General features: G+C 31.1%; 16 protein-coding genes, 1 pseudogene and 1 riboswitch. Of the genes and pseudogenes, 4 read left to right on the forward strand and 13 right to left on the reverse strand.

Annotation, left to right across the window (positions count from 1 at the left end):
• The first annotated feature begins 33 nt into the window (after nt 1-33).
• Entirely contained in the window at nt 34-453 is a 420-nt protein-coding gene (locus tag CURI_RS08845) for an EamA family transporter (protein ID WP_014967911.1), read from the forward strand.
• Nucleotides 454-494: 41 nt separating this feature from the next.
• On the opposite strand, the gene sdaAA is transcribed toward CURI_RS08845, so the two are convergent.
• Together sdaAA and sdaAB are read right to left on the reverse strand one after the other, a co-directional pair.
• Nucleotides 495-1382, reverse strand: a complete 888-nt coding sequence (sdaAA, locus tag CURI_RS08850; RefSeq protein WP_014967912.1) for an L-serine ammonia-lyase, iron-sulfur-dependent, subunit alpha — start codon at nt 1380-1382, stop codon at nt 495-497.
• A 39-nt stretch (nt 1383-1421) separates the two neighbouring features.
• Nucleotides 1422-1826, reverse strand: a pseudogene (sdaAB, locus tag CURI_RS08855) (L-serine ammonia-lyase, iron-sulfur-dependent subunit beta); the annotation flags it as partial.
• A 265-nt stretch (nt 1827-2091) separates the two neighbouring features.
• Nucleotides 2092-2202: riboswitch (TPP riboswitch) on the forward strand.
• A 138-nt stretch (nt 2203-2340) separates the two neighbouring features.
• Here sdaAB and thiW point away from each other — a divergent pair.
• Genes thiW through thiM form a run of 3 tightly spaced genes read left to right on the forward strand, consistent with a single transcriptional unit; the run spans nt 2341 to nt 4444 of the window.
• Nucleotides 2341-2835, forward strand: coding sequence for an energy coupling factor transporter S component ThiW (gene thiW / locus CURI_RS08860; RefSeq protein ID WP_014967914.1), 495 nt, complete (start codon nt 2341-2343; stop codon nt 2833-2835).
• Between the two features lie 3 nt (nt 2836-2838).
• Nucleotides 2839-3657 (forward strand): bifunctional hydroxymethylpyrimidine kinase/phosphomethylpyrimidine kinase, encoded by an 819-nt coding sequence (thiD, locus tag CURI_RS08865; protein WP_014967915.1) that lies wholly within the window; start codon nt 2839-2841, stop codon nt 3655-3657.
• On the forward strand, nt 3638-4444 hold the full coding sequence (thiM, locus tag CURI_RS08870) for a hydroxyethylthiazole kinase (protein WP_041701718.1): 807 nt from the start codon (nt 3638-3640) through the stop codon (nt 4442-4444). The genes thiD and thiM overlap by 20 nt, the downstream gene beginning before the upstream one ends.
• A gap of 490 nt (nt 4445-4934) precedes the next feature.
• Here the strand turns inward: thiM and CURI_RS08880 are convergent, their stop codons facing one another.
• From CURI_RS08880 to CURI_RS08930, 11 genes are all read right to left on the reverse strand, one after another.
• Nucleotides 4935-5378, reverse strand: a complete 444-nt coding sequence (locus CURI_RS08880; RefSeq protein ID WP_014967917.1) for a DUF1284 domain-containing protein — start codon at nt 5376-5378, stop codon at nt 4935-4937.
• A 19-nt stretch (nt 5379-5397) separates the two neighbouring features.
• Nucleotides 5398-5826 (reverse strand): MarR family winged helix-turn-helix transcriptional regulator, encoded by a 429-nt coding sequence (locus CURI_RS08885; RefSeq protein WP_014967918.1) that lies wholly within the window; start codon nt 5824-5826, stop codon nt 5398-5400.
• Nucleotides 5827-5950: 124 nt separating this feature from the next.
• Complete coding sequence (locus tag CURI_RS16145; RefSeq protein WP_014967919.1) at nt 5951-6700, reverse strand: peptidylprolyl isomerase; 750 nt, start codon at nt 6698-6700, stop codon at nt 5951-5953.
• A gap of 140 nt (nt 6701-6840) precedes the next feature.
• Nucleotides 6841-7209 (reverse strand): hypothetical protein, encoded by a 369-nt coding sequence (locus CURI_RS08895; RefSeq protein WP_014967920.1) that lies wholly within the window; start codon nt 7207-7209, stop codon nt 6841-6843.
• A gap of 146 nt (nt 7210-7355) precedes the next feature.
• Nucleotides 7356-8243 carry a pyridoxal 5'-phosphate synthase lyase subunit PdxS gene (gene pdxS, locus CURI_RS08900; protein ID WP_014967921.1) on the reverse strand — a complete coding sequence of 296 codons (888 nt, stop codon included), beginning with the start codon at nt 8241-8243 and terminating at the stop codon, nt 7356-7358.
• 231 nt (nt 8244-8474) lie between these two features.
• Nucleotides 8475-8960, reverse strand: coding sequence for a hypothetical protein (locus tag CURI_RS08905; RefSeq protein WP_014967922.1), 486 nt, complete (start codon nt 8958-8960; stop codon nt 8475-8477).
• 11 nt (nt 8961-8971) lie between these two features.
• Nucleotides 8972-9250 carry an STAS domain-containing protein gene (locus tag CURI_RS08910; RefSeq protein WP_014967923.1) on the reverse strand — a complete coding sequence of 93 codons (279 nt, stop codon included), beginning with the start codon at nt 9248-9250 and terminating at the stop codon, nt 8972-8974.
• Complete coding sequence (locus tag CURI_RS08915) at nt 9251-11296, reverse strand: methyl-accepting chemotaxis protein (RefSeq protein ID WP_014967924.1); 2046 nt, start codon at nt 11294-11296, stop codon at nt 9251-9253.
• A 27-nt stretch (nt 11297-11323) separates the two neighbouring features.
• Complete coding sequence (locus tag CURI_RS08920) at nt 11324-11704, reverse strand: ATP-binding protein (RefSeq protein ID WP_014967925.1); 381 nt, start codon at nt 11702-11704, stop codon at nt 11324-11326.
• 233 nt (nt 11705-11937) lie between these two features.
• Complete coding sequence (locus tag CURI_RS08925; protein ID WP_014967926.1) at nt 11938-13227, reverse strand: homocysteine synthase; 1290 nt, start codon at nt 13225-13227, stop codon at nt 11938-11940.
• Nucleotides 13228-13417: 190 nt separating this feature from the next.
• On the reverse strand, nt 13418-14623 hold the full coding sequence (locus CURI_RS08930; protein ID WP_014967927.1) for an NAD(P)/FAD-dependent oxidoreductase: 1206 nt from the start codon (nt 14621-14623) through the stop codon (nt 13418-13420).
• Between the last annotated feature and the right edge of the window lie 13 nt (nt 14624-14636).

Consider the following 14636-nt stretch of genomic DNA (forward strand, 5'->3'; position numbering starts at 1 on the left):
TTATATATGTACCAGTTTGAGGGAGGAATTTTTGTGGTTTTTTGGTTGTCTATATTTGGAATGATCTGTTGGGGAATAGCTCCAGTTTTTGCTAAAGTAGGTTTGAGTAATGTTAATCCTTTACCTGGTTTAATAATAAGAACTTTAATGGCATCTGTTTTTGTAGCGAGTTTATTAGGAGTGAATGATAATTTTAATCAAATAAAAAGTTTATCATTTAATGCATTGGTGTTAATTGGAATAGAAGCTCTTCTTGCTACTCTAGTTGGAGACTTAGCATATTATGCTGCAATAAAAAAAGGAAATATATCTGTAGTAACTACTATAATGGCTAGTTCGCCACTAGTGACTATGTTAGTATCTACCTTGTTTTTAGGCGAGGAACTCACACCTACCAGAATATTCGGAGCTGCATTAATAATTTTTGGTATAATGATTGTTTCAATTAAATAGAAAAATAAAAAACAGTCTATGTCGAGACTGTTTTCTTCTTATTAGTTTCTATCACCAAATATTTTTCTTTCTAATTCTTTACCAGTTTTAGTAGCAGCAACTCCACCAAGTGCTGTTTCTCTTAATTCCATTGGTAATGATTTACCCACTTCATACATAGCTTCTACAACTTCATCAAATGGAATTACGCTTTTTACTCCAGCCATTGCAAGGTCTGTTGATATCATAGCATTTACAACTCCTGATGAGTTACGCTTAGCACATGGTGCTTCAACTAGTCCTGCTATTGGGTCACAAACAAGTCCTAATATATTTTTAATGGCAGCAGCTCCTGCATGTAATCCTTGTTCTGGTGTACCTCCAGCCATTTCTACCATCGCAGCAGCAGCCATTGCAGCAGCAGCTCCACACTCAGCCTGACATCCACCTTCTGCACCTGAAACAGTTGCGTTAGTAGCTATTATTATACCTACTCCTGAAGCTGTAAATAGTGCATTTATTATTTCTTCTTCAGTTGATCCGTATACTTCTGCAGCTGTCAATACAGCAGCCGGTACTATTCCACACGATCCTGCCGTTGCTGAAGCACATATTTTTCCCATAGAAGCATTTACTTCTGATGATGATAAAGCCATTGCAGCTGCTTTATTAACTGTATCTCCACAAAGAGTTTTCTTACCTGACTTAATGTAGTCCATAACTCTTTTAGCATCTCCACCTATAATTCCACCAACACTTTTAACCTCTTCGTTCAATCCCTTTGTAGCAGAAGATCTCATAACTTCTAAGTTAGCTTTCATTCTATCTATTACTTGTTCTCTAGTTAATCCGTATAATTCGATTTCTCTCTCTATTGTAATTTCTGATATTTTTTTGTTATGCTTTTTAGTTAATTCAATTAACTCATGTCCATATCTAAAGTTAAACATTATCTATTGACCTCCTAAAGAGTTTTTATTTTAGTATTATAATATTTGTATATTTCCCCCACCTATAGATGATCCTAATACTTCTACTTCACTTCCATCATTCTTCGTAAATATCATCTTAACTGTATTAGGGTGCTTGTCTTCTCCTAAATCCGTAGGTATAAATTCAATATCTATGCCTTTTTCTTTAGCTATATTTAAAGCATCTCTAAGTTTCTCATCATCTGGTTCCATTCCTAGAGCTCCAGCTACTAGTGCTCTATCAGTTCCGTGACCTTTATAAGTTTCAGCAAAAGAGCCATGTAAGTAAAATTTTATAGCTTTAAAATCATCCCCAACTATATTTCTAGCCTCTTTACCTAATCTAGCTGCTCCTGCTGTGTGTGAACTTGACGGTCCTATCATTATAGGTCCAAGTATATCGAATACACTATACTCTCTCATTCTTGTGCTCTCTCCTTGTCCTTTATATTTTTACTCATACCAAGTTAAAATTTTATCATAATATATAACTAATTTCAACATCTTCCAACCGTATTTATGTATCTTTATTTCATGTCTTCCGATTAGATTATATCACACAGTTCTTGCTTTTACTAACTAATATATTGCCTTTATTCTTTATACTAAATTAATATTATTTTTCTATATTATATATATTTTTCAGTTTGCTTGATTTACATCTTTCTTAATGTTAAAATTTATATAAACTATTAATATGGGGAGCTGAATATGGTCGGCTGAGAAAAAGACCCCTAAGTCTTTGACCCTTATACCTGATCTGGATAATACCAGCGTAGGAAAATAAATAACAAAACATGCGGAAGTCTATTTTATATAAATATACTTTAGACTATTATATTTATGTTTGTCATTAAACTCCTTTAGGTATAGGATCATCTGCTCTATATCTTTAAGGAGTTTTTTATTTGCTTATAAAATAAAGGAGGGAGTTTTTTTGAAAACAAGAAAATTAGTTTTATCTTCACTACTTATTGCAATAGGAGCACTTAGTTCCAATCTAATATATATTCCTATTGGACCATCTAAATGTTTTCCTGTTCAGCACATAATAAACGTTGTTTGTGGGGTAACTTTAGGACCATTTTATGCAGTAATAAATGCATTCATAACATCTCTTATTAGAGTCTCATGGGGTACAGGCTCTCTACTTGCATTTCCTGGCAGTATGGTAGGTGCGTTTCTATCAGGTTTAGCTTTTAAATATACCAGGTCTTTAGGTGGGGCATTAATTGGCGAAGTCTTGGGTACAGGTGTCCTAGGTGCACTAATAGCATATCCTATATCTACTTTTATACTTGGTCAAAATGTTTCTGTATTCTTCTTTATAACACCTTTTATGATGAGTACTGTAGTTGGAAGTATAATTGCATATGTGGTTTTAAAAGTTCTATTATCAAAAAATAAATTTCTAAATTTCAAGGGGGTATAAATTATGAAAAATGTTTTAACTATAGCTGGATCTGATTGTTCTGGTGGAGCTGGTATTCAAGCAGATTTAAAGACCTTCTCAGCACATGGTGTATATGGGATGAGTGTTATAACTGCTATAACTGTTCAAAATACACAGGGGGTTTTTGGAATACAAGATATTACAGATGATATTATAGAAGGTCAGATTAAAGTAATATTTGAAGATATAGAAGTAGATGCAGTTAAAGTTGGAATGGTGTCTAAGGTTCCTACGATTAAGGCTATTTCAAAAAAATTAAGAGAATATAATCCTAGTAATATAGTGATAGATCCCGTTATGATTTCTAAAAGTGGATTTGACTTACTTAGTCCTGAAGCTAAAAAAGCTTTAATAGAAAATCTTCTTCCTATTGCTACAGTAGTTACTCCTAATCTTCCAGAGGCTACGGCTATAACTGGTATGGAGATTAATAATATACAAGATATGAAAAAAGCAGCTAAAATAATGCATTCTTTTGGTTGTAAAAATGTGTTAATAAAGGGTGGTCATTTAGAAGACGATGCTACAGACATATTGTTTGATGGAAATGAGTTTTATTTGTTTCATGGTGAAAGAATAGATACTAAAAACACTCATGGAACTGGATGTACACTGTCGTCTTCTATAGCGTCTAACTTAGCTCTAGGGCACGATATAATATCTTCAGTTAGAAATGCGAAAAGCTATATAAGTTTAGCAATAGAGCATTCTTTAGATATAGGTAAAGGTGTTGGCCCTACTAATCATTTTTATAGTCTATATAAGAAAGCTGGTATTTTAGATGAAGATAGAAGTCAGTAAGCTCCTATTAGAAGTTAGAAATAACAATCCTCTAGTTCACCATATTACAAATTATGTAACTGCAAATGATTGTGCAAATATAGTTTTAGCTATAGGCGGTTCTCCTGTAATGGCTGATGATGTGCATGAAGTAGAAGAAATGGTTTCAGTAGCATCTTCATTAGTTATTAATATAGGTACATTAAATTCAAGATCTATAGAATCTATGATAATGGCAGGAAAAAGAGCAAACTCTTTGAATATACCCGTTATATTAGATCCTGTAGGTATAAGAGCAACCGAATTAAGAACTAAGACTGTTAATAGACTATTAGAAGAAATTAAGTTTTCTGTAATACGTGGAAATATGGCAGAAATAAAAGCTATAGGTGGTGAGTCTAGTAATATTAAAGGTGTTGATTCTATGGACGATACTATTATTGATGAGGGTATTATTAAAAATATTGCGTCAAATTTAGATACAGTTATAGCAATGACAGGAGCTAAAGATATAGTAACTGATGGTAGTAAAGTCTGTATTATAGATAACGGTGTTCCACTTTTATCTAAAGTCACTGGTACAGGATGTATGTCTACATCTTTAGTTGGTACATTTTGTGGTATTACTAATAACTATTACTTATCGAGTATAGCTGGAATAGTCTCTATGGGGTTAGCTGGAGAAATGTCCTATAACTCACTAGAAAATAAAAGTGCTCTTGGAAGCTTTAAAGTCGGCATACTAGATAATGTATCATCCTTAACTGCCAATGATATCATCAATAGCGGAAATTTTTATGAAATTTAAAGTAACGAAAACTTTAAATATAAAATTATAAATAACATTCAAACTATCGATAAAACTGAAATCATATTTTTCTTATATATAAAGAGATAGGGTTCTATTAAGGAAAACTATCTCTTTACACCTCTTGTATATCTTTATTCTCTATAAATTTCTTTAAATCATCTAACATTAAATTAACTGCATTAACTCCACCTGCCGTATTCCAAATAACATCATCAACTTTAGAGGCTTTTTTTATTTTTAACAGCATTTAAGTTTTAAAATAAAGGATCATTAACCCAATCTTGCTCTCTTTGACTAGCTTGTTCATTCCCTTGTTCATAAATAAAATATTGTATCTGCATCAGCTTCTTTTAGCCTTTCCTTACCTATTTCTAAGGTAAAATTATCTTTGTCATCTTTTTGATGCTCTTGTTTTTAAAAACCGACTTCTTTCAATATTATTCCAGACAAACTATTTTCTAAAATAAGAGAGTCTCACTTCTGGATTCTATCTTTCAGGAATGAGACTCTCTTTACAGTAACCTAAGCTGTACCATTGACAACTTCCGCATATTTCGTCAAACTTTTTTTCTGTCAAACTTTCTTTTATTCTATTTAATAAGTCTTTATATAAATATTCTTTTCCGATTTCTATATTTAGCACTTTAGCAACATAGTTATCCAATTCATATACATATTGTTCCTTCTCACAAAATCCCTTATCTTTATATATTTTATCTGATTCAAATTTTCTTGTGAGCTCTTGCCCTATGTTTTCTGGACACCCTAAACATATATGGTCAGGACTATTTATAATTTTAACCTTAACATTCTCATCACTTTTTAAATATTCTATTATTCTACTCATGTTATGTATAAAATCCTCACTATAACCTTTTCCTCTAAATCCCTGGATACAAAATATATGATGTCCTCTTAAGATAAAATCCATTATATTCCTCCATAAAATACTATTTGCTTAAATTTTTATACATACGATTTAAGAAATTGCTCATAATCTCTTTTTCTTCTGAAGTAAATCCAAAAAAAGTTTTATCATTTACATCTTTAAGAACTTCTGCAGCATCATCTTTTAGTTTCTCACCTTTTTCACACAAGTAGATCTTTGATACACGCAAATCATTTTCATCTTGAATACGCTTTACTAATCCACACTTTTCCATCCTATTTATCATTACTGTTACAGTTGATGGTTTTATATTTAATCTCTCTCCTAGCTCCTTTTGGCTCAGTCCATCTTTTGTCCATAATGCATGCAAAACTCTGGGTTGTCCAGGATAAAGACTTATCTTTTCTAATAACTCGTGAGTACGAATATAGTGTAGTCTAATTACATTATTAAGTAAAAAATCTAAAGAAGATTCTTCAAATGTTTTCATAAAAGTCCCTCCAATTACATCAGTATTTCTATATTATTAGTTATTAGAGTATGTATATCAAAAAGATTATAGTAATTTTTTTATTCATCACTATAATCTTTGATATATATCGTGTTATTCTAGTCTATAAATTAATAGTTACACCATACTTTTGTTTAAGTTCGTTTGTTCTATTTAAGAATGATTCTTGTTGCTTTAGACTAATCACCGTCTGTTTTACTTGCTCCTTAACCTCTTCCAGTAGACTTATGCTCTCTTCATTTCTATCGATTACCTTGATTATATGATATCCAAATTGAGTTTGTATTGGTTTAGTTGTTTCTCCCACTTCTGCTTTAAATGCAGCCTCTTCAAATTCTGGTACCATACTACCTCTTGAAAATTCTCCTAAATCTCCTCCTCTATCTTTTGAAGGGCACTCGGAATATTTTTCAGCTGCATCTTCAAAAGATAGGCCGTTATTTATTTCTTCTAATATGTCGTTAGCTTGTTTTTCTTCTTTAACTAATATATGACTAGCTCTTAAGGTCTCTGACTTTTTAAACTTTTCTTTATTCTCATTATAGTATTTAACAATTTCATCTTCTGTAGCAGATATATCAATTAGAAACTTATTAACTGAATATTGAATTAAAAGATTTTTTTTAGTTTTTTCTAATTCTTCTTTAAAAACCTCATCTTGTTCTAGTTCTTTATCTACAGCATCTAGATACATTAAGTTTTGATTTACTAATTCATTTACTACTCTAGATATGCCATCAGGTTGAGATTGTATTTGCATAGCTGCTTGCTGTCCTAGTGTTGCTAGAAACGCTTGAACGTCTTGCTCTGTTATCTCAATTCCATTAACTGTTGCTAGTACTTTATTTTCCATTATTATTTTACTCTCCTTTTTTTAAACATATTTTTTAGTCCTTATATTTATAGGTATGCACTTATTATGTATTTTATTTTGAAATAATCATTAATATTGCACTAATAAATAGTAACATATATGAACTCAATTACAACCTATTATATATCTATTCCTGTTTTTATTTTTATAGCCTTCTTCATAGCAACAACATAAATATCATTAACACTTCTTTCATACTTGTCCATCAACTCTTTAACCCACATATCATCGTCCAACAGCTGATCAACTAATTTATTAGGAATTCTTTCTACCATTTCTTCTGCTTCCTCTTGAGTATAGAAAAGATATTCATAATCTTCTTTAGAAATAAATCTTAAGCTTTCAGAATTATCATTAATAGTTACTGCAAAGCTCCCGTATTCTTGTATGTCATCATCATACATTTCACATTTACTAACTCCTCTAATTTCTGCTTTATAAAAAACATCGCCTTGTTTTAACTTGTTAATATCTATCAGTTGAATCACTTCCTCTTTCTTAGCTATAATTAATTTCTTTATGTAAACTATTCTATATCATAAGTTATTCTCCTTCAATACTAATATAAAAACTGATATACTTAAGCATATCAGTTTTTATATTGATATCAGATATATTAACACTAGTTAGTTTATTACCAGCCTCTATTAGCCATTCTATCTTCTTCCGACATAGTAGATACATTTATTCCAACCATTGCTTCTCCTAAGTTTTCGGAAACTTCAGCTAATACCTTAGGATTATTATAATTTTTCACTGCTTTTACTATTGCTTCCGCTCTTTTAACTGGATCTCCTGATTTAAATATACCAGATCCAACAAAAACCCCATCACAACCCAATTGCATCATCATAGCAGCATCTGCTGGCGTAGCTACTCCACCTGCTGCAAAGTTTACTACTGGAAGCTTTTTATTCTCATGTACATACTGTACTAAATCATATGGTGCTGATATTTCTTTAGCGTAATTCATTATTTCTTCTTTCTCCATAGATGAAAGTTTATTTATTTCTGAATTCATGGCTCTCATATGCTTAACAGCTTCTACTACATCTCCTGTTCCTGGTTCTCCCTTGGTTCTTATCATAGCAGCACCTTCTCCAATTCTTCTAAGTGCTTCTCCTAAATTTTTTGCTCCACATACAAATGGTACTTTAAATTCCTTTTTATCTATATGCAGCTTATCGTCTGCTGGAGTTAGTACTTCACTCTCGTCAACAAAATCTACTTCAAGTGCCTCTATTATTTGAGCTTCAACAAAATGTCCTATTCTTACTTTAGCCATTACTGGAATTGATACAGCATCTTGGATTTCTTTTATTAATTTCGGATCTGACATTCTAGCTATTCCACCTTCTGCTCTTATATCAGCTGGAACTCTTTCTAAAGCCATAACAGCACAAGCTCCTGCAGCTTCAGCAATTTTTGCCTGTTCTGCATTAGTAACATCCATTATAACTCCACCCTTTAATTTTTCAGCTAAATTCTTACCTTCTATATTGTATCTTTCTAATATGTTCAATTGTATTCCCCCTACTAATTATTTTATAAGTACATTTCTTTTATTATAGATACAATTATAATATGTATCTATAATAAAATCAACTGTTTTTTATAATAGTAATATATATTGTAGTTTTATAATGACACCGCTCTCTTCCAAAGCCTCATTGTATCCGTATATTTCACTTTGTATCTATACAAAAAAGAAAAAAGAGAATCTCTACTTTTAAGAGATTCTCTTTTACTTAATTTAGTATTCTTCAATCAATTCAATCTGATTAAAATCATAAAAATTATTTTTACATTTTACTGATACTTTTCTTTTACCATCTGATAAAAATACTTTATCTTCTACAATACTTTCTACCCTTATATTTGCTTTGCTTAAAAACTCTTTTAAGTTCTCATCGTTAGGTATTCCCATGCTATCAGATTTTACACCATTAGAAGATAGCTTCATAACATCATCAATTGTAGCTATTAATTTAACTACATCCATACCTTCTTCTTTAGATAGAAGAAATGCTTTTAATGATACTAGCTTGCTTATAGTTAGGGTAGCTTTGCCTTCTTCTTCTGTTATATCTAGGTTAACAAGAACACTTTTTAATTCCTGATTTGAATAGCTAAGACTTTGACCACTATCTAATTTTAGTAATACATTAAATTCATCCGCTAAAAATTTCTCTATACTTAATTTATTATCAAACACTACTTCTCTATATACTTTTCCCATTTCTTTTTCTCCTATAATCCAAAGACTTTATCTAGTCTTGTTAGTTCAAATATTTTCAACACATCTCTATTATAGACTGACTCTATCTTTACCCTTCCATTCATTTCACTGCATCTTTTATGGAGTGAAACTAATACACCAAGTCCTGTACTATCCATAAAGTTACATTGACTAAAATCAAAAATAAATTCTCTATTTCCTTTCTCTAATAGCTCTTCTGTCTTTTGTCTTATTTCATCAGCTTCTTTTACTGCAAATGTTTCTGATACTAATATTTTTTCAAAACTCAATCATTCTTCACCTCTCTCTATAAAGTTTTCTACAAGGCTTGTTAACTCATTAGCCATAGCTGTTGTTTCTTCAGCAACGCTAGCTACACTTTGTGAAACTGCGCTTTGTTCTTCTACAACTGCAGCTATATCCTGACTATCTTTTGTTATTAATTCAGAGGTAGAAGCAATAGTATCTATAAGCTTTACTATTTTATCTGAACTTGCAACTTCATCTTTGGTAATGTCTACTATTTGTTCAATGTCATCTCCTATTTGTTCTACAGCTTCTAAAATACTTATAAAAGATTTATCTGTTTCATTAGCAACAATCACGCCATTTTCTACTGCTTTTTTACTAAGTTTCATTGACTCTACTGCTTTATTTATATCTATTAACATTTCATTTACTAATAAAGATATTTGACTTGATTCTGCTGTAGTTTGCTCTGAAAGTTTGCGCACTTCTTCTGCTACAACTGCAAATCCTCTACCATGTTCTCCTGCTCTTGCTGCTTCAATATTAGCATTTAATGCTAATAAATTTGTTTGATCTGATATATTGTTTATAGTTTCTATAATTCCACTTACTCTTTCAGAGATTTTACTTAGTGATATTAATATGCCTTCTGTTTCAGATGAAACGTTACTAATATTTTCTATAGCACTTACGGTTTCTTCTAATTTAACTCTACCTTGACTTGCTACATCTATTGTGTTTTTAGAATTATCTTTCGCCATATATGCTCTTCTTTGTGCTATTTGTATAAGGCTTGAAAGTTGTACTAGAACTTCAGATATATCTACTATAGAGTCATTTTGACTTATAGTTACGCCAGCTACATCCTGTATGTTAGAAGATACTTGTTCATTAGATGCCGTCATTTCTTCTATAGAAGCTGCTAATTCCTCAGATGTTTGGGTTAGTTCATTAGAATTTCTCTTAATAGCACTTACTATATTTGATTGTTGCTCAATCATATTATTAAAATCTTCACCTAACAATTGTATTTCATCTTTTGTACTTATATTCGACGTTACTGTTAAATCTCCCTTTCCAGCTCTATTCATAAGTTTTTGTAATTGGTTTATTGGATTTACTATATTTCTATTTATGAAAATATAAGCAACTACTGTAGCTATTATAATTGCTACTATAATCGTGAATATCGTGTCATTTCTAATAGATTTTGCTGGAGCCATATATTCATCATAGTCAGCTTCAACTACTAGTATCCACTTGTCTACAGGAATAAATCTTGCGAATTTCTTCATTCCTTTATATGTATAGTATCCTTTTCCTTCTTGTCCTGACTGCATTTTATCTACTACTTCTTTACAGCTTTCATCCATTTCTCCCATATCATCAATCATCTTAACTTTAGAGCGTTTTTCTTTTACAGGATGACCTATGAAAGTACCTTGTTTATCTAATATAAATGCAAATCCTTTTTCACCTATCTTAATTTTTTCAGCGTGTTTAGATATGTTTTCAAATTTTAAAGCTGCAACCATGGTACCCACTACTTGTCCATCAGAAACTAAAGGATATCCAACCGATATGATTTGCTGATGGTTGTCTGCTTTAGCTATAATTACATCACTATGTGCTGGCTTACCTTCTTTTATTATGTATTTCATGTGCTCAAGATCCCCTAAGTACATATCTGGTTGTATATCCTCACTAGTTACTAAAACATTTCCATTTACATCTGTTATAAGTAAGTTAAGTAATAAATCTTTATGATCTTTCTCTATGTTAAATAAATAATTAAAAGCGCCTTCTTTTGCACTTATATCTCCTTTAGCTAAATCTATTAGCTCCTGACGAGAACTCATAATTTCAACATTTCTATATACTGAATCTAGTTCCTGATTTATAGATGAGACTACTCCATCTGCAGTATTCATTAAATTCTCTTCTACGCTACTTTCCATAGATTTTGATGTACTCCTATAAGAGAATACTCCTAAAACACTTAACGATAGTGCAATGGCTATGAATATAGCTGAAATTAGTTTTATCTTTAGATTCATTTTTAGCTTTAGTTTTAATTTTGTTTTCAAAATATCACCTTTCTTTTTCTTATGCTTTTAATTTTTTTGTATGACTATCGTATTTTCTTGAAAATACACCTCATCAGCAATACAGTTTATTAGAAATAATCCTCTACCACTATTATTTAAGATATTATCATCTGATAGCTCACGACTCATAACTATATTTCTTGCTATGTCCCCACTGTCTTCTATCTCAAATTTTACATATCTATCTTGACATTCATATTCATACCTTAGATATATAGGCTTTTCATCATCTTTTTTGTTCCCATGATTAAAAGCATTAGTTAGAGCTTCCGTAAGAATTAGTTTGACGTCAAAGTAATTGTCATGACATCTAATATCTTCAATTATTTTGTCAATAATGCTTTCATATTTAGATAAACCATACAATACAAAGCTATCTGTTCTCAATTCAATCACCTCCTTTTGACTGTTTTCACCTAAATAGATTATTTCTTAGTAATTATACTACAATAGAAGAAAATATTACATATATTATGACAAAATATATTATTATTTTCTCTATAACAATATCTTCGACTTTTATTTTAAATTTTAAAGTAGCCTTTCTTATTTTTGTTAACTTATCACAAAATAAGAAAGGCTACTTCTATAAAAACTATCTTTTATTATATTTAATTTTATTATTCAAATGCTTTTTGTAATGCTTGTTCTAAGTCGTATATTAAATCATCTGCTTTTTCTAATCCTATTGATAGTCTGATTAAGTCTGGTGTAGCCCCAGCCGCTATTTGTTCTTCTTCTGATAATTGCTGATGTGTTGTGCTCGCTGGGTGTATTACTAGTGACTTAGCATCTGCCACATTTGCTAGTAATGAGAATATCTCTAAACTATCTATAAATTTCTTCGCCGTTTCGATATCTCCATCAATTCCAAAAGTAAATATTGAACTAGCTCCATTCGGTAAATACTTTTTAGCCAATTCATGATACTTATTGTCTTCAAGTTCTGGGTAATTCACCCAAGATACTTTTGGATGACTCTTTAAGAACTCAACTATCTTTCTAGTATTTTCAACATGTCTTTCCACTCTTAGAGATAAAGTTTCTAGCCCTTGTAGCAATAAAAATGAGTTGAATGGACTTATAGAAGAGCCAGTATCTCTTAAAAGTTGAACTCTTGCTTTAGTTATATATGCTGCCGCCCCCACATCTTTTGCATAACTTATTCCATGATAACTTAAATCTGGTTCTACTAGGTCTGGAAACTTGCCACTTGCAATCCAATCAAATTTACCTGAGTCTATTATAAGCCCTCCTATGGATGTTCCGTGTCCTCCTATAAACTTGGTTGCTGAATGTACTACTATATCTGCACCATGTTCTATTGGTCTTATAAGATAAGGTGTTCCGAAAGTATTATCTACTATTAATGGTATTCCATTTTCATGAGCTATGCTAGCTATTGCTTCTATGTCAGCTATGTTTATTCCAGGGTTTCCTATAGTTTCAACAAATAGTGCTTTCGTTTTATCTGTTATTGCATTTCTAAAATTTTCTGGATCATCAGGATTTACAAATATAGTTTTAATCCCTATCTTTGGAAGTGTAACTGAGAATAGGTTATAAGTTCCACCATAAAGCGTACTTGCAGCAACTATTTCATCTCCCGCTCCAGCTATATTAAGTATAGAGTAGTTTATTGCTGCTGAACCTGATGCTACTGCAAGTGCTCCTACTCCACCTTCAAGTACTGCTATTCTTTGTTCTAAAACATCACTTGTAGGATTCATTATTCTTGTATAAATATTTCCTGGCTCTTTTAATGCAAATAAATTTGCAGCATGATCAGAGTTGTCAAATACATATGATGTAGTTTGATATATCGGTACCGCTCTTGATCCTGTTGTAGGATCAGGATTCTGACCCGCATGTAATTGTAGTGTTTCGAAGCCTAATTTTCTTTCACTCATTTTAATCTCCCCTTTTTAATAAAGTTTTCATATCTGTTTAGTTGGTTTTAACTCACGAAATTAAATACTTAAATTTAAGTATTTTTATCTATTTAGTAGATATTACTACGTTCAGATTATATTGTCAATAGTATTTTAAATTTTTTATAAAATAAAAAGCCCCTTATCGGTATAAAAGGGACTTTTTATTTTATAAGCTTTCTAGAATTTCAGTAACACTCATTTTTTTCTCTAATTGTTTTGATATATCTGTTTCATTTTCTATAGCTTTTTTAATTTTTGGTGTTTTATTTATATCGTTTAAAATTATTCCACCAGTAACTTTATTGTTAGTTACACATAGCTTATAATGAGCATTCTTATCTGCATCTATTTCTTCACATATGTCATCGTATTCCTTAACATTTCCTGTAGAAAACAACGAGTTGCTTCCTATTCTTAATAATGTTGCTAATTCAGTTAGTGAATATTCTTTATTTCCACCAGTCATATTTTCTCCAGCTATTTTACCTTGCTCACTAGAAATTCCCCATAAGCCTATTACCATACCATTGATTTCTACTACATCTCCTGCAGCATAAATGTCATTTACATTTGTACTCATATACCTATCTACTTGTATTCCTTTTTCATACTTAATATTAGTTTCTTTTACCACGTCTATTCTAGGTCTAACCCCTGCAGAAATTAAAACAGCATCTGTTTTCAATTCAGTGCCATCGCTTAATTTAAGTGCACTTACAGAAGATTCTCCGATTATTTCTTCAGTTGAAACACCAAGATACAAGTTAAGTCCACTTTTTTTCAAAATATCACCAAACTCTTCAGACATTTTTTCATCTAATTGTCTTGGTAGTAATTGGGGAAAGAACTCAACTACATTTACTTCTTTTCCTAATGATTTAATAGCCCATGCTGCTTCTAACCCTAATAGTCCTCCTCCAAGCACAGTTATACTATTACATTTCTCAAAATACTTTTTTATTTTTTCTAAATCATCTATAGTTCTAAGAGAAAAAACTCCTTGTTTATCATTTCCTTTAATAGGAGGGATAAATGATTGACTCCCAGTTGCTATTAGTAACTTATCATAATCTATAGTTTCCCCGTCCATAAGAGATATATTTTTATTTTCAGTGTCTATATTTTCAACTTTCTTTTCTAATAATACATCAATTTTTCTTTCCTTATACCAATTTTCGTCACGTACAAATAGCTCTTTATCTGTGAATGTTTTGCTTATACCTTCAGACAACCTTATTCTATAATACGTTAAATACTTCTCATCTGTAATAATAGTAATACTGCCGCCTTCATCCTTCTTTCTTATTACTTCAGCAGCAGATAGTCCTGCAACTCCGTTCCCTATGATTAAATACCTCTTCTTTATGGTCATTCTTCTATTCTCC

Origin of the sequence: Gottschalkia acidurici 9a (assembly GCF_000299355.1) — a bacterium.
Taxonomy (GTDB): Bacteria; Bacillota; Clostridia; order Tissierellales; family Gottschalkiaceae; genus Gottschalkia; species Gottschalkia acidurici.